This window comes from Alcaligenes sp. YSL9 (genome assembly GCF_030515105.1).
GTDB lineage: Bacteria > Pseudomonadota > Gammaproteobacteria > Burkholderiales > Burkholderiaceae_B > Alcaligenes > Alcaligenes phenolicus.
In genome coordinates this window covers 84,191-100,231 of sequence record NZ_JALXJU010000003.1, presented here as the reverse complement: position 1 = coordinate 100,231, position 16,041 = coordinate 84,191, and the positions used below count along the sequence as shown (strand labels likewise).

The following is a 16,041-nucleotide window of genomic DNA, read 5'->3' as shown; positions in this document are numbered from 1 at the left end:
CGAAAAAACCAGGCATCCTGCACCTTTGAATGAATTATGACTCGGGTTTATTAGCGTATACCTTGCCACCAAGCGGCTTGCAGCGCAAGTAGCTCAAGGGTTTGTGCTCGGGATTTACCCTGAAAAAACAGCCTGCCCTTCAAGACGATCGTCGCGCTTTGTCTATACTCAGCTATTGTATATACAATTGAAAATCCGCCCGGAGCCATGCCACCATGAGCCAGCCCCACCCTGCCACTTTGCTTCGCCTGCTAAACATCAGCAGCCTGCCCGCGCAGCCCTGGAAAAACGGTGGCGGCACCACGCGCGAGGTGCTGTGCCATCCCGAACATGCCGACTATGAACACTTTGACTGGCGCATCAGCCTGGCCCAGGTCCAGACCTCCGGCGATTTTTCCCGTTTCCCCGGCATAGACCGACACATCATGTTGATCGAGGGCGACAACATGCAGCTGATTCACGACCAACACGTCCATGTGCTGCATCCATTCCAGCCATACGCCTTCGCTGGCGAGGACAAGATGGCCTGTTTGTTACCACTCGGTCCGACACAGGACTTGAACCTGATGCTGCGTCGGGGCCGGGCCCAAGGCAGCTTGCACGCATGGCAAGGACGAAGCGACTCCATGAAATTGGCCGCTGGTACGCATTTTCTGTTCGCACCGCAAGGCGGCTATCAACTCCAGGCCGACACACACAGCTGGACCCTGGGCGCCGGGCAAGCCCTGACAGGCAGCACACCCGCCCCCTTGTCCCTGCAACTGCAGGCCGATCATGCTGATGCCCCGCTGGTCTACGCCTATATCGCTCCCACGGAATGAAATGATGAGCTACACACTTTGGACCGATTTACGCCTGGCCCCCACCGCCGACCCCGAGTACGTCATCGAAGATGCCTGCCTGGTTGTACAGGCGGACCGTATCGCCTGGATGGGCCCACGTCATGACCTGCCTACGCAGTGGCAAGACGCCACTCAAGAACACAAGCTGGGAAACCGCTGGGTCACCCCCGGGCTGATCGACTGCCACACTCATCTGGTCTACGGCGACAACCGCGCCCAGGAATTTGCCTTGCGGCTGGCAGGGGCCTCCTATGAAGAAATCGCCCGTCAGGGTGGCGGCATTGTGTCCTCCGTCAAAGCGACGCGCTCCCTGAGCGAGGACCAACTGCTGGCCCAAGCCCTGCGCCGACTGGATGCCTTGCTGGACGAAGGCGTCACCGCGATTGAAATCAAATCCGGCTACGGTCTGAATCTGGAGAGCGAGCGCAAAATGCTGCGTGTCGCCCGCCGTCTGGGCGAGCTGCGCCCGGTCACGGTGCGCACCACCTTTTTAGGTGCCCATGCCCTGCCCCCTGAATTTGCCGGGCAAACCGATGCCTACCTGGATCTGGTCTGTGATCAAATGCTGCCCACTCTGGCACAAGAAGGACTGATCGACGCGGTTGACGTCTTTTGCGAGCGTATTGCCTTCGACCTGAAGCAGTCCGAACGCGTTCTGAAAGCGGCCCAAGCGCTGGGCTTGCCCGTCAAAATGCACGCCGAGCAGCTCTCCAATCTGGGCGGCACGGAAATGGCGACCCGCTACCAGGCCCTGTCCACCGACCATCTGGAATATCTGGATGAAGCAGGCGTCATTGCCATGAAAAAAGCCGGAACCGTGGCCGTGCTGCTGCCCGGAGCCTACTACTTTCTACGCGAAACCCAGTTACCCCCGATTGAACTGCTGCGCAAACACGGCGTACCGATGGCCCTGTCCACTGACAGCAACCCTGGCACCTCCCCCTGTGCATCCCTATTACTGATACTGAACATGGGCAGCACGCTTTTCAGACTGACTGTCCCCGAAGCCCTGGCAGGTGTCACCCGCCATGCTGCTCAGGCCTTGGGTGCCCCCGACATCAACGGTGAACTCAGCATCGGGGCCCGTGCCGACTTTGTCGCCTGGGACATAGACTCCCTGCCCGAGCTGGTCTACTGGCTGGGCCTGCCACGCTGCGCCCTGGTCGTATACCAAGGCACAATCAGCCGTGACCTGCGCAAGGAATGATCATGAGCATCCTACGAAAACATGAAGCGCTCTGGGCCCCTTGGGCCTATCTGGACGGCCAGTGGCAAGCGAATGTACTGCTGCGCTGGGACCAGGACGGCACACTGACAGACGTTCTGCCCGAAGCCAGTCAGCAGGCCATAGACGCGGCGGGTTCCGTCCACACAGCGCAAGGTGCCGTACTGCCGGGCATGCCCAATCTGCATTCACATGCTTTTCAAAGTGCCATGGCCGGGCTGACTGAATTCCGGGGGCAAGGCCAGGACAGCTTCTGGAGCTGGCGCGACCTGATGTACCGCTTCGCTGCCCGCCTGGAGCCCGAGCACATGCAGGCCATTGCTCAATGGCTCTATATACAGATGCTGAAAGCAGGCTACACCAGCGTGTGCGAGTTCCATTATCTGCATCACCAGCGCGACGGTCAGAATTACACGCCCATAGGCCTGCTGGCCCAAGGCGTCATGGAAGCGGCCAGCGCCAGCGGTCTGGCCATTACCATGCTGCCTGTGCTGTACCAGTACAGCGATTTCGGTAGCAAGGCGCCGCGTCAGGATCAACAGCGCTTTCTGAATAGCCCTACACAGTTGCTGTACCTGCTGGAGTCTCTGCACAACAGCCACCCCTTGAGTGCTGACCGGCGTTACGGAGTTGCACCCCACTCCCTGCGCGCCGCCAACGTCGGCTCCATCAGTACCTTGATCGACGGCCTGCACAGCCTGCCGTCACGCCACCCGATTCACATCCACATTGCCGAGCAGATAGCCGAAGTGCTGGCCTGCCGGGACATCAAAGGCAGCAGTCCGGTGGCCTATCTCTATGACAACTTCAATGTGGACGAACGCTGGTGCCTGGTCCACGCCACTCATATTGACGAGCAGGAGCGCAAGCAAATTGCCCGCAGCGGTGCCGTAGCAGGCTTGTGCCCAAGCACCGAGGCGAATCTGGGTGATGGCCTGTTCCCTGCTGCCGCCTTTCTGGCGGAGCAAGGACGTATGGGCCTAGGTTCAGACAGCCATATCTGCGTAGACTGGCGCGCCGAACTGCGCTTGCTGGAATATGGTCAACGATTGACCAGCCAGCAACGCAATGTGCTGACTTCGTCCCAACAACCTTTCGTCGCGGACTACTTGTTTGACACCTGCGCACGTGGTGGCGCACAGGCGTCCGGTCGAGCCAGCGGGCAACTAAGCCCCGGTCATCAGGCAGATTTAATGGTGATTGACCTGGAGCACCCCAGTCTGGCGGGGCTGGATAAGCAGCATTGGCTGTCGGCTCTGGTCTTTTCCGAACGCGCCCACGCCAACCCGATTCGTGATGTATTCGTCAGTGGTAAGGCCTGTGTGACAGACGGCCATCATCATCAGGAAGAGGCGGCATTTGCGGCTTATAAAAAAACATTGAGCAGTCTACTGAACAAGGCTTAGGTACAAAAAAATCAAATGATGGCCTGTAAGCCCTTGTCGGCAATGATATTCAGCAGCTTGAGTGCCGGGCCAGTGGGATGGGTTTCACCTTGCTCCCACTTGCGTATGGTCGATGCCGTAGTATGCAAATAAAGCGCAAATACCGGCTGGCTGAACTTCAAGCCTTCTCGCAGCCGTTTGATGTCGGCCGCATCGAACTCCCGAACTGGCGGTGGACAAATTGCGTCAAACTCGCGCATCGTCACCTTGCCGATCGCTCCTGCCTCCTGAAGCGCCGCCAGGTCGCCGCGTAGCGATTCGATGATCTTGCTCACAATTCACCTCCAATAACACGTCAGCCTGCAATGCATTCAACAAGGCTTCAGGCGACAAGCCCAGGAACACCTTCCCTACAAATTGCAGCGCTTTCTTCTCATCCGGCGTGATGTTCCCCTTGTCGCTCTTGGAGAACCCATGCAGGAACACATAACGGCTACCTATTCTGGCCGAAAGCAAGCTGCGATAGCCGCCGCTTTTGCCACCACCAGGGCGAGCTACCCGCTTCTTGTATAAGGCGCCCCCCAAGTCCACATCGATCAGACCGCTTTCCATCTCCTGAACTGCCTTGCACAAGGCAATATCAGGCAGCTTCTCGGCCGCCTGCCATCGCGCAAAGTCTTTGCGCTTGAGAACGCGCGTCATATCGACCTCCAAACTATACCCGTATCGGGCACACTTATCAATCTCTCGTCGTGGAGTAGCCAATTCGCCATCCGCTCGCCCATCCCACGCGGGCTTATCCTCCTTGTGAACATAGCGCATGCACATCGCCACAGCCATGTGACTTGTGAGCTTTATATCCATCTTGATTGGCACGCCTCAGTTGGCAATACAGGCCGTCGCTCGATAGCAGATACCGTGCCTGCCTACGTAGGGGACGCAGCAGCCGTCGTGTTCACCGTGGACTTATGTCAGCAGGGCGTAGTCCAGAGAAATGCAATGCTGGGTCGCCGTGAAGCAAAAAAATCCCTGGCGTGGGGACCCATGCCAGGGACAAGTTCGTGGAGACAAAAACAATCAGCAGTACTTCATGAAAACTAAAAAAGATCAGCCGCCGTCGCCGCCAGGCTCTCATCCAGCACCAAGGCTTTCAGGGCCTCGATATCGGGAGCCAAGTAACGGTCCTGATCGTAAAAAGGCACGGCCTGGCGAATCGCGTCTTGCACCTTTTTCAAACGCTCGGAAGTCAGCAAGGGCGCATGAAAATCAATGCCTTGTGCCGCGCACAGCAATTCAATTGCCACAATCGCAGCCGTGTTCTGTGCCATGTCTTCCAGACGGCGCGCTGCAAAGGTTGCCATGCTGACGTGGTCTTCCTGATTAGCCGAAGTAGGCAGACTATCCACACTGGCAGGATGTGCCAGCGACTTGTTTTCCGAAGCCAGAGCCGCCGCGGTCACATGGGCAATCATGAAGCCCGAATTCAAACCCGCAGAAGGCACCAGGAACGGTGGCAAGCCAGAGATGCTGGCATCAATCAACAACGCGACTCGACGCTCTGCCAAGGCACCAATTTCAGCAATCGCCAGAGCCAAGCCATCGGCAGCGAACGCCACCGGCTCGGCGTGGAAATTGCCTCCGGAAATCACCTGATCCGGTTCGCCATTCTTGCCGGGAAACACCAGCGGGTTATCCGTAACAGCATTGGCTTCCGTCAGCAGGCTTCGTTCGTTCTGCGTGATCAGATCCTGAATCGCACCCATGACCTGGGGCTGACAGCGCAAGCTATAAGGATCCTGCACCTTGTTGTCATTGTCGCGATGCGACTGACGAATCTGGCTGCCAGCCAGCAGCTCCCGGTACAGGCGAGCCGCATATATTTGCCCCGGCTGTCCACGCACCTCATGGATGCGCGCATCAAAAGGCGCATCACTGCCTTTGGCGGCGTCCACGCTCAAGGCACCGGCCAGAATCGCATTACGGAACAAGGTCTGGGTGCGGAACAGGCCGTTCAGGGCCAGGGCCGTAGATACTTGCGTACCATTGATCAGCGCCAGCCCCTCCTTGGCAGCCAGCACAATGGGAGTGATACCCGCCTTGGCCAAAGCCTGCTGGGCTGGCATCCATTCGCCCTGCCACTTGGCCTGTCCTTCCCCGATCAGCGTCAAGGTCATGTGCGACAAGGGCGCCAGATCACCCGATGCCCCCACCGAACCCTTGGACGGGATGAAAGGCACCACGCCCGCATTCAGAATATCCAGCAAGGTTGTAACCACATGCGAACGTATGCCCGAAAAGCCCCGTGCCAAGCTGGCAATTTTCATGGCCATGATCAAGCGGGCCACTGCATCGGACACCGGCTCGCCCACCCCCACGGAGTGCGACAGAATCAGGTTCTTTTGCAGTTGCTCCAGATCGTGGTCGGGAATGCGTTGCTGAGCCAGCTTGCCAAAGCCGGTATTGATGCCATAAGCCGGATTACCTTCCCGGATGATCTTGGCCACAATGGCCGAGGACGCATCCATGGCCCCGATCGCCTCTGGTGGCAGAGTCAGAACAGTCGGTTCCTGCCAGATTTGGCGCAGCTGTGCCAAAGTCAGTGCGCCGGGAGAAAGCTCGATACTCTTGCTCATTTATCTGTCCTGTTTTTCTTACTTGATCATGGGCAATGTCAGCCCGAAATTCTTGGCCGTTTGAATCGCCAGCTCGTAGCCTGCATCCGCATGACGCATCACACCACTGGCGCAATCGTTAATCAAGACCCGCTCCAGACGGGCCGCAGCCTGCTCACTACCGTCGGCCACAATCACCATGCCAGCATGCTGGCTGTAGCCCATGCCCACCCCGCCCCCGTGGTGCAGCGAAACCCAGCTGGCCCCGCCGGCGGTATTCAACAAGGCATTCAACAAAGGCCAGTCCGACACGGCATCCGTGCCATCACGCATGCTTTCAGTTTCGCGGTTGGGGCTGGCCACCGAGCCTGTATCCAAGTGGTCGCGGCCAATCACAATGGGCGCTTTCAGCTCGCCCTTGCGCACCATCTCGTTAAAGGCCAAACCGGCACGATGACGCTCGCCCAGACCCAACCAGCAAATGCGTGCCGGCAAGCCCTGGAAAGCAATGCGCGCCTGCGCCATGTCCAGCCAGCGATGCACGTGCTGATTGTCGGGGAACAGCTCTTTGATTTTTTGATCGGTTTTGTAGATGTCCTCCGGGTCGCCCGACAAGGCCACCCAACGGAACGGGCCTTTGCCCTCGCAAAACAAGGGGCGAATGTAGGCAGGCACAAAGCCAGGGAAATCGAAGGCATTAACCACGCCTTCATCAAACGCAACTTGGCGAATGTTATTGCCGTAGTCCACAACCGGAATACCCATTTTCTGGAAATCCAGCATGGCTTGTACATGAACTGCGCAAGACTTGGCAGCCGCTTGTTGAATGCGGACGTGTTGGGCCGGGTCTTTCTGCGCCGCCTGCCACTGTTCCACCGTCCAGCCTGACGGCAAATAGCCATTGAGCAGATCGTGGGCAGAGGTCTGGTCCGTCACCAGATCAGGTTTCAAACCACCCGCTTGGGCACGTCGCACCAGTTCAGGCAGTACATCGGCAGCATTACCCAGCAAGCCAATCGACACCGCTTCCTTGGCGGCCGTGTGTTGGGCAATCAACTCCAGCGCATGATCCAGATCCCGCGCCTGTTTATCCAGATAACGGGTCTGCAAACGGAAGTCGATACTGCTTTGCTTGCATTCAATCGTCAGCGATACCGCCCCGGCAAAAGTCGCCGCCAAAGGCTGTGCGCCGCCCATGCCGCCCAGACCAGCAGTCAGAATCCAGCGCCCGGCCAGCGAACCACCAAAATGCTGACGACCTGCTTCAGCAAAAGTCTCGTACGTGCCTTGCACAATGCCCTGGCTACCAATGTAGATCCAGCTACCCGCCGTCATCTGCCCATACATGAACAAACCGGCCTGATCCAGCTCGTGAAACTTCTCCCAGGTAGCCCATTTGGGCACCAGATTCGAGTTGGCCAGCAGCACACGCGGCGCATCGCTATGAGTACGGAATACACCCACCGGCTTGCCGGACTGAATCAGCAAGGTCTGGTCATCCTCCAACTGGCGCAGGCTGGCCAGAATCTGGTCATAGCATTCCCAGTTCCGGGCTGCACGCCCGATGCCGCCGTACACCACCAGATGCTGGGGGTTCTCGGCCACGGCCGGGTCCAGGTTGTTCTGAATCATGCGGTACGCAGCTTCCGCCACCCAGTTCTTGCAGCTGAGCTGGGTACCCGTAGGGGCATGAATCTGCCGCGCAGGATCGAAGCGAGGATCGTGGCTGGCCGCCAAAGTGTGATGATCAGGCATGGTGATGTCCTCCATCTGAGGTGTCTCTGGATACGCGCTGGTTCTATCTGGCAGGCTGTTTCCACACCCGAAGGGCAGGTTCTGGCGCCGACAAAACAACGGTTTTCTTGTAAGCTCATGCCAATGTATAGTCATTTTTCCAAGTTGTCTATACATATAAAAAAGAGCCTTGCATAAGCCCGTGAATGCGAGCATGGGAAGGCATCACTCGCGGCCTGGTACACGACCTCAGATCTGGCCTGCGCGAGACTCTTTTGAGTGTGAACACGTCCTACAGGAAAGCATAAAAATGGATGTCCCCCAGACGAGCCATTCGTCAACTGAACCAAGCATGCCCGCCTACCTGCAAATCAAGAATTTTGTGCTGGAGAAAATCCAGTCCGGCCAATGGCGTGAAGGTGATCTGATCCCCACTGAACTGGCTTTATGCGAACAATTTGGCGTGTCGCGCATGACGGTCAACCGCGCGCTGCGGGAGTTGACGAATGATGAGCTGCTGATCCGCATCAAAGGCTCGGGCACCTACGTCGCGCAGCCCAAATTCCAGTCCACCCTGATCGAGATACGCAGCATCGCGCAAGACATACGGGAGCGCGGCCACCAACACAGCTGTCAGGTGCTGAGCATGGAGCGGCTGCAGGCCAGCCCGGCTCAAGCGCGGCTATATGGCATTGCACCGGGCGCAGCGCTGTTTCATTCCATTATTGTTCATGCCGAAAACGGCTTGCCTATCCAGTACGAAGATCGTCTGGTGGACGCGCAAATGGCGCCGGATTACATGGAGCAGGACTGGAGCCAGATCACGCCTAATGAGTACCTGGTGCGCGTTGCCCCCTTGCCAACCGGCTTTTACAGCATTGAAGTGCTGGTGCCGCCCGCCGGAATCGCGCAGGCCCTGCACATGAAAGAGCATCAACCCTGTCTGGTGATGGACCGCCGCACTTTTTCCAGCGAGCAGTTCACAACGCACGCCAGACTGTGGCATCCAGGGGATCGCTACAAATTCACTGGCAAGATGTGAGCCGTAAATCTGATCTGCCTAGAGTTTGACTCCCAAACGCATCGATCAGGCGCACAGGCTTCTTGCCTCCTGAGTCATACACCATCGCCATTTTCTTGTCGCATTGACCTGGCACGACTAACCCTTGAGCTGATCACTTGCCAACCACACCGGAACGAGCCTGCTCATGCTGGCGATAGCGGGTCAACGACAAGCCTGTATGGCGCTTGAAGTACCGGCACAAATAAGAGGGATCCTCAAAATTCAGCTGATCGGCAATCTGCCCGATCGCCAGCTGGCTGTAGGAAAGCAGCGCCTTGATCTCCAGAACCACTTGCCTGTCGATCAAGGCCTTGGGACTGTCGTTAAAAAACTGTTTGCTCAGCTGGGACAGATAAAACGGGGTGATGTTGAGCGCATCGGCATAAAACTTCACCTCTCTGTGCTGCCGGCATTGCTGGCCAACCAGTTCCCAAAACCGCCAGCTGATCATTTCCTGACGGCTGAACGGCTGGCCGCCCTGATACTCGGACGGAATCTGCTCGGCAATATGTAGAAAGAAATTCTGCAGCTGATTACGCAGCATGATGTGCTGATGCAGCGTGCTGGTCTGCACAATCTCGTGCAGTTGCAGCAACCAGGCCGCCAGTAAAGCTCGATCTCTCTGCGGAGGCACACACAACGGATTGTCATGCAGGAACACGAACAAGGAATTAGGCAGCTGATAGGCCACTTCTGACGCCAGGTTCTTGGGCATCAACAGAAAAAACACCTTGAAACCGCGTGAGCGCCGTCTCAGCAAGGTAATCGTATCTTCGGCCAGCACCAGCACATCATGGGCCCGTACGACCTGATCCTTGAAGTTCAAGCTGACCAAAGCACGACCCGACAGGCAGATCATCAAGGCCATATAGGCATGACCGAAAGACAAAGGCATTCCCACGCCTTCAGCCAGCGTGGTCTGGCCTGTCAGCCAGCTATCTCTGGCACTGAATAGTTGTGGAATCTGATGCATGGTGTTCCTCTGCCCTTCATGACCCGGCAACCGACAGGACTTGCTAAAAGTACCGAAACTACCAAGGTCCTGCTCTGTTCGCCAAACCAGCCAGCTTCTATTCTGTTTTCTGCTGAATGGTGAGTAAAGAAAATGACACTTCAAACAGAAAGACTTATTTTACGCCCCTGGCAGGATACTGATGCCAAGGACTTGTACGAATACGCCAAAGACGAGCGAGTTGGCCCGATTGCAGGTTGGCCGGTGCATACCAGCGTTGAGGAAAGTGCCGAAATTATCCGCACAGTTTTCAATATGCCCGAAGTGTATGCCGTCGAGCACAAAGTTAATGGCCGAGCTGTCGGTTGCATCGGCATCCTGATCGGCAAGAACAGCAACTTCGAGATCGGCGAAGAAGAAGGCGAAATTGCCTATTGGATTGGCGTGCCCTACTGGGGCCAGGGCTTGATCCCCGAGGCCATGCGCGAGGTGATGCGACACGCTTTTGAAACGCTGAAGCTGAAAGCACTGTGGTGCGGCTACTTTGCCAACAATGCCCAATCGCAGATTGCGCAAAGCAAGTGTGGCTTTCGCCATCATCACACCGAGGAAAACAAGTACAACCCGTTCCTGCAGGACTACCGAACTGAACATATCAGCCGCATTACTGCTGAAGAATGGCTGGCCTTGCCCAAAAAACAGGCCTGAACACCTGTCGTAACCCACACCCACGCCGCCGCTCTGGGTGTAGAACGGCCCCCAAAACCTGGATACCTGACCCAGGCGTTTGGGGCCCGTTCACCTTGGGCATCGCGTGCAGCGCACGCGGTGTCTTCTAGGCCGTTTGCAAAGCGTGCTTGGGCTGTCGCAACAAGACAAAGAGCAGACCGGCAATCAAGGCCGCCAGGCCTGCCAGCGCATGCAGCACCGTCAAAAATGAAGCGGCATAACTGGCAGTCAATTGCGCTTCCAAACCAGGCAGCTGTTGCGCGGCCAACTGCAATTCACCCAAAGCCGCCCGACTGGCCGCTTCCAGAACTGCGGCTTGTGTAAACGCTGTGCCGCCCACACTCAGGTGCTGCTGAATCAAGGTAGCCAACAGCACGCTGACCACGGCAATGGCCACACCATCCGCAAAGATTCGCACCGTATTGAAGATACCCGTCGCCATTCCGACCCGATCCGGGCTGACCACACTGACCGCCATCCCGTCCATCAAGCCCCAGGGCAAACCGATACCCATGCCGATCAGCAATAAAGGCAGATGCAGGGCTGGACCACCGCCTGCCTCAAAGCCTTCAGCCAGAGTCCACAAACCCACGGCCACCAGAAGCAAACCCAGGCTGGACAAGGTGCCTGCCGATAGCCAGCGAGTCAGCAAGGCCGCCACAAAAGGCACGATCAACAAAGGCGCAGCCAGCCAAACCATCATCTGCCCGGCCTGCAATGCACCGTAACCATCAATACCCATAAAGCGACCGGGCAACAACACAATCAGCACGATGAACAGGAATGCAGGGGCTGCAGCCAAAGCCTGCACACCCACAAAGCCGGGGTCACGAAAGAAACTCAAATCAATCATGGGCTGCGCAACGCGGCGCTCTATGCAGACAAAGCCCACAAAGGCGACAACAGAGGCCAGCAGGGTGGACAGCACCCAGCTATCGGACCAGCCCCGTTCCGGGATCAGCAACATGCCATAAGTAAACAGGCCCAAAGCCAGCGTAAAGCTGATGGCACCCGGCCAGTCCAATGCACCCTGCGAGCCGCCCTGACTGGGCTTGGTACTGATCAGAACCAGCAACAAACCGACCACGCCAATAGCCCCGGTCGCGTAGAACACGCCTTGCCATTGCAGCGCCTCCACAATCCAGCCGAAAAACCAGGGACCAAAAGACAGCCCCAGCCCGAAAGACGTGCCTAACAAGCTGAACGCCCGCGCCCGTGCACGTCCTTCAAACAAGGGAGCCAGGGAGGACATGGCAGCGGCAAAAGCGGCGGCACCGCCCAGGCCCTGCATCATGCGCAAAATATCAATCCAGAACACGGAGGGCATGAAAGGAATGGCAATGGTAAAGGCGCAAAACCACAGCATGCCAATCAGCCAGATGCGGCGCTGGCCGTAAATGTCCGTCAGGCTGCCTGACACCATCATGGCACCGCCGTAACTCAGGATGTACGCATTCATGATCCAGCTCAGCTGGGCGGCACTACCACCTAACTCTGCACTGATGGCCGACAGCACCACTGCTGGACCGGTGAAGCACAAGGGGATCAATAAAGCCGTTAAACAGGCTGACAATAATTGCAGCCGACGCATGGCCGGCGAGGAAGAAGAGGAAAGCATGGTTCTCATTGACTGCTAAAGCGTGCGTGCCCAACAGAAATGGACACGGCGTGAAATACCCGCATGATCGGGGTCGATTTCAGGAGCTTAAGCGTCACCCCATCAAAGAAAAATACACTACAGTTATTAATACTTAGGAAATAAATTCTTAAATAGAGTTGGCACCATGATGGAAAACCTGAGCAATATCGGCCTGTTCGTACGCGTGGCGGAACGCCTGAGCTTTTCGGCCGTGGCCCGCGAGTCCGGCCTGTCGCCCTCCACAGTAGGCAAGTCCATCGCCCGCCTGGAAGAGCGGCTGAAAGTGCGCCTGTTTCACCGCAGCACCCGCACTCTGGCCCTGACTGCCGACGGCAAAGTTTTTCTGGAGCGCTGCAGACGCATCTTGAGTGAAATCGAAGCGGCAGAACTGGAAATGTCCCAAGCCAGTGAAATGCCGCGTGGCACCTTGCGAATCAGCTTGCCGCGCTACAGCGGCCTGTTTCAGCAGGCCATCAGCCACTTCATGCAGCGTTATCCGGCTGTAGAACTGGATCTGGACTTTTCTGACCGTCTGGTCGATGTGATTGGCGAAGGTTTTGATGCTGCCATCCGTGCCAGCGCCTTGAGTGATTCAGGCCTGATGCGCCGCCGTCTGTGCACGTTCCGTCGCGTCCTGGCTGCCTCCCCCGAATATCTACAAGAGCATGGTCGCCCCTTGCACGCCAAAGATCTGCAACACCATGCCTGCCTGCACTACCGCTTCCCCAATACCGGGCGGCTGGAACAATGGCCAATTTCCGAAACTCAGGACGTACCCGAGCTGCCCCGCACACTGGTCTGCAATAGCGTGGAAATGCGGGTGCATCTGAGCTTGCAAGGGCAAGGCATCGCTTGCCTGCCAGATTTCACTGTGGGGGAACATTTAAGCAGCGGACGGCTGCAAACCATTCTGGATGAATGCACCCATAACACCGTGCCACTGTGGATTGTCTGGCCTGCCAGCCGCAACCTGTCGCCCAAGCTGCGCGCCTTTATTGATTGCATGAGCGAGGCGGTTTTCCAGGCCTAGCCAAACACATACTGCTAGTGCCTCCTGCTCAGTCCCCGGTCAGCTCGGAAGCGGCATCCTGGGACTGGCTGACGCACAAAAAGAGCAGGCCACCCATGACAGAGGCCCCAACAAATGACATCTCCTTAAGCCACCTGCTTGATCAGCAAGGCCGCAAGGTACATGCCCAAACCAAAAACCGCGTGTGTCAGCACGCTGCGCAACCGGTTGGTCCAAGGCGTGGGGGTACGCGAGGCCGCCACTCCGGCTCCCATGGCGGGCTGCATGACAAAAAAGGGCATCACGACCGTAGCCATGCCCACAATGACGGCGGGCAACCAGCGGGGATCTTGCAACCACTCAGTGCCGTAAACCGCAAGCAGCAAAAAGCCGAAAACAATGCCCACAGCATAGTGAATGAACCAGCCCCAGGCAGACTCTCCCGCAATCGGCTCAGCCTTGCCGATACTGCTGTGTGCGATCTGGCCACGCAGCAAATGCCCGGCCCAGCGCCCCACCATGGCGTAGTTCAGCGTGGCAACGCCCATCGCCCTTTGAATCAGGCCCCAGATATCCATGAAAATAGTGGCTCCGACTCCGATCAGAATCACATGCACCCATTCATTGATCGACAACATTGGCAATCCTTCCCGTTGATAAGCACCTTGTTTTTGAGTAATCATAGAAATTGAAGTCAACTTCAAGTCAACAGGTACAAGATGGATATTTCAGAAGTTGCCAAGCAAACCGGCTTACCCTCCTCCACCGTGCGTTACTACGAGAAAGAAGGCCTGATCCGTGCAGTCAGCGCCCCCGGAGAACGGCGTCGTTTTACGCCCCAAGTGCTGGATCAACTGGCCTTGATTGCCTTGGGGCAAGCGGGCGGTTTGTCGCTGGAAGAAATACGGGCCATGCTGCCTCCCGATGGTTCTGCGCAGGTGGACAGGCAATTGCTGCTATCCAAGGCCGATCAACTGGATGCCACCATCAAGCGCCTGAAAGCCATGAGCGAAGGTTTGCGCCACGCCGCGCACTGCCCCGCCGCCAACCATACGCAGTGCCCGACATTCCAGCGCTTGCTGAAAGCTGCCGCCATCCGGGTGAAGAAGAACAAGACAGGCAACTCCAGCGAGGCGGTGTCACGTCTTGCCAAAACTTTGCAGGGCAAAAAACCAACAGCCATCACGGACTGAGGCTTCAAGGCCGTAAAAACCTCCCCCTATAATAAACAGTTGTCGCGCCCCATCCCTTTGGACTGGGCCAGACGCAGCCATAACGTTTTCCCCGCGACACACTTTCAAGTTATTTATGTGAGGAGCCGTCTGCATGACGAGCACTAAGTCAGCAACTGAGTAAGCCGCAACAAGCTCTTGTCTTGTTGCGGCGTTCTGTACTTCCAATCCCGCTGATTGATAACAAACAGACGCCGCCCGATCTCTTTTTCGAGTGGTAATTTTGTTATGCCTTCCTCACGCTCTTCCTGGGCTTATACGCTGCCAGCCGCCCTGCTGCTGATGGCGCCCTTCGACATCCTCGCTTCCCTGGGGATGGATATTTACCTGCCCGTCGTCCCGGCCATGCCGGAGCTTCTGGGCACGACCCCAGCCGTCATCCAGCTGACCCTTAGCCTGTACATGCTGCTATTGGGCGCCGGGCAACTGATCTTTGGCCCCCTGTCGGATCGCATAGGCCGACGACCTGTTTTGCTGACAGGGGCCGTCCTGTTCGTGTTGGCCTCAACCGCCGCTGCCTTGTCCAGTTCCGCCTGGGCTTTTGTGGGTTTTCGGGTGCTGCAAGCCCTGGGGGCCTCGGCCACCCTCGTGGCCTTGTTTGCCACGGTGCGCGATGTGTATGCCGATCGCCCTGAGGGCGTGGTGATCTACAGCCTGTTCAGCTCCATCCTGGCTTTCGTACCTGCCTTGGGGCCTATTGCAGGTGCTCTGATTGCCCGTGCGGGCGGGTGGCAGGCCATCTTCCTGAGCTTGGCCGGGTTGGGACTGCTGGCCTGGATCCATGCGCTGTTGCGTTGGCAGGAAACCCGGCCTGCCAAACCACTGCAGTCACAACAATCCGCACTGGCCGTCTTCAAAAGCCCGGCGTTCTGGGTCTATACCCTGGGCTTCTCCACCGGGATGGGGACATTTTTTGTCTATTTCTCGACCGCGCCCCGAGTCTTGATCGGACAAGCTGGCTATGCAGAAATAAGCTTCAGCCTGGCCTTTGCCAGCGTTGCCCTGGTGATGATTGCCACCACCCGCCTGTCCAAAACCTTTGTGGCTCGCTGGGGAACGGCCGGGAGCCTGAGACGCGGTATGGGTTTGATCGCCCTAGCCGCCCTGTTGCTGGCAGCAGGACAACTCCTGCTGGAACCCTCCTTTAGCAGCTTTATCCTGCCCATGTGGCTAGCCGCCATGGGCATTGTGATGACGGTATCCGTCACCGCCAATGGCGCCTTGGCCCAGTTCAATGATGTGGCCGGCTCCGCCGTGGCGATCTACTTTTGCGTGGAAAGCCTGATTGTTAGCGTGTTCGGTACCTTAGCTGTGACCTTGCTGGGTGGGGATACGACATGGCCACTGGTGGTCTTTGGGCTGGGAATGAGCAGTGTGGTTTTGCTTGCTTTGATGTTGCTGGAGAGAAGGAAAGCCTAACCAAAATGTCCGTAATAACAGTCCTTAATAGCTATTAAGACTGATATTACGGACATTAGACTACGCGTCTGTTCAGCAAACAATCAAATTCAATTAAAATGTCCGTAATAACAGTCCTTAACCAATTCAAGGACTGTTATTACGGTCAATAAATCAGAAGTCTTGACTCTACATGTTTCACAAAATTGTCCATGACGAAC

At 57.1% G+C, this 16,041-nt stretch carries 14 protein-coding genes and 1 pseudogene; 8 read left to right on the top strand and 7 right to left on the bottom strand.

Going from position 1 to position 16,041, the window contains the following annotated elements:
• The first annotated feature begins 215 nt into the window (after positions 1–215).
• Genes M2Q46_RS13160 through M2Q46_RS13150 form a run of 3 tightly spaced genes read left to right on the top strand, consistent with a single transcriptional unit; the run spans position 216 to position 3,473 of the window.
• Positions 216–821 (top strand): HutD family protein, encoded by a 606-nt coding sequence (locus M2Q46_RS13160; protein WP_302357416.1) that lies wholly within the window; start codon positions 216–218, stop codon positions 819–821.
• Between the two features lie 4 nt (positions 822–825).
• On the top strand, positions 826–2,049 hold the full coding sequence (gene hutI, locus M2Q46_RS13155; RefSeq protein WP_302357415.1) for an imidazolonepropionase: 1,224 nt from the start codon (positions 826–828) through the stop codon (positions 2,047–2,049).
• 2 nt (positions 2,050–2,051) lie between these two features.
• Complete coding sequence (locus M2Q46_RS13150) at positions 2,052–3,473, top strand: formimidoylglutamate deiminase (RefSeq protein WP_302357414.1); 1,422 nt, start codon at positions 2,052–2,054, stop codon at positions 3,471–3,473.
• An 11-nt stretch (positions 3,474–3,484) separates the two neighbouring features.
• Here M2Q46_RS13150 and M2Q46_RS13145 read toward each other — a convergent pair whose 3' ends face one another.
• From M2Q46_RS13145 to hutU, 4 genes and pseudogenes are all read right to left on the bottom strand, one after another.
• Positions 3,485–3,787: a DNA-binding transcriptional regulator gene (locus M2Q46_RS13145; RefSeq protein ID WP_035269706.1), complete on the bottom strand. Its 303-nt coding sequence runs from the start codon at positions 3,785–3,787 to the stop codon at positions 3,485–3,487.
• Positions 3,774–4,154 (bottom strand): annotated as a pseudogene (locus M2Q46_RS13140) (type II toxin-antitoxin system RelE/ParE family toxin); the annotation flags it as partial. The pseudogene M2Q46_RS13140 and the gene M2Q46_RS13145, both read right to left, overlap by 14 nt.
• A 395-nt stretch (positions 4,155–4,549) precedes the next feature.
• On the bottom strand, positions 4,550–6,085 hold the full coding sequence (gene hutH / locus M2Q46_RS13135) for a histidine ammonia-lyase (RefSeq protein WP_060185493.1): 1,536 nt from the start codon (positions 6,083–6,085) through the stop codon (positions 4,550–4,552).
• A gap of 18 nt (positions 6,086–6,103) precedes the next feature.
• Positions 6,104–7,834 (bottom strand): urocanate hydratase, encoded by a 1,731-nt coding sequence (hutU, locus tag M2Q46_RS13130; protein ID WP_302357413.1) that lies wholly within the window; start codon positions 7,832–7,834, stop codon positions 6,104–6,106.
• Positions 7,835–8,150: 316 nt separating this feature from the next.
• On the opposite strand from hutU, the gene hutC reads away from it, so the two are divergent.
• The gene (gene hutC, locus M2Q46_RS13125; RefSeq protein ID WP_302357412.1) at positions 8,151–8,840 is read left to right on the top strand and encodes a histidine utilization repressor; all 690 of its coding nucleotides are present in this window, start codon (positions 8,151–8,153) and stop codon (positions 8,838–8,840) included.
• Between the two features lie 133 nt (positions 8,841–8,973).
• On the opposite strand, the gene M2Q46_RS13120 is transcribed toward hutC, so the two are convergent.
• A complete protein-coding gene (locus tag M2Q46_RS13120; protein WP_302357411.1) occupies positions 8,974–9,834 on the bottom strand; it encodes a helix-turn-helix domain-containing protein in 861 nt (286 codons plus the stop codon).
• Between the two features lie 132 nt (positions 9,835–9,966).
• On the opposite strand from M2Q46_RS13120, the gene M2Q46_RS13115 reads away from it, so the two are divergent.
• Positions 9,967–10,521, top strand: a complete 555-nt coding sequence (locus M2Q46_RS13115) for a GNAT family N-acetyltransferase (RefSeq protein WP_302357410.1) — start codon at positions 9,967–9,969, stop codon at positions 10,519–10,521.
• A gap of 127 nt (positions 10,522–10,648) precedes the next feature.
• On the opposite strand, the gene M2Q46_RS13110 is transcribed toward M2Q46_RS13115, so the two are convergent.
• Entirely contained in the window at positions 10,649–12,160 is a 1,512-nt protein-coding gene (locus tag M2Q46_RS13110) for an MFS transporter (RefSeq protein WP_205717086.1), read from the bottom strand.
• Between the two features lie 169 nt (positions 12,161–12,329).
• Between M2Q46_RS13110 and M2Q46_RS13105 the strand changes: the two genes are divergently transcribed.
• Positions 12,330–13,211 (top strand): LysR family transcriptional regulator, encoded by an 882-nt coding sequence (locus M2Q46_RS13105; protein ID WP_031233084.1) that lies wholly within the window; start codon positions 12,330–12,332, stop codon positions 13,209–13,211.
• Positions 13,212–13,336: 125 nt separating this feature from the next.
• Here M2Q46_RS13105 and M2Q46_RS13100 read toward each other — a convergent pair whose 3' ends face one another.
• Positions 13,337–13,828 (bottom strand): DUF2938 domain-containing protein, encoded by a 492-nt coding sequence (locus M2Q46_RS13100; RefSeq protein ID WP_115634597.1) that lies wholly within the window; start codon positions 13,826–13,828, stop codon positions 13,337–13,339.
• 81 nt (positions 13,829–13,909) lie between these two features.
• Here M2Q46_RS13100 and M2Q46_RS13095 point away from each other — a divergent pair, with 81 nt between their 5' ends.
• Together M2Q46_RS13095 and cml are read left to right on the top strand one after the other, a co-directional pair.
• Positions 13,910–14,383 carry a helix-turn-helix domain-containing protein gene (locus tag M2Q46_RS13095; protein WP_035269687.1) on the top strand — a complete coding sequence of 158 codons (474 nt, stop codon included), beginning with the start codon at positions 13,910–13,912 and terminating at the stop codon, positions 14,381–14,383.
• Between the two features lie 267 nt (positions 14,384–14,650).
• Positions 14,651–15,841, top strand: a complete 1,191-nt coding sequence (gene cml, locus M2Q46_RS13090; protein ID WP_302357407.1) for a CmlA/FloR family chloramphenicol efflux MFS transporter — start codon at positions 14,651–14,653, stop codon at positions 15,839–15,841.
• Positions 15,842–16,041: the final 200 nt, after the last annotated feature.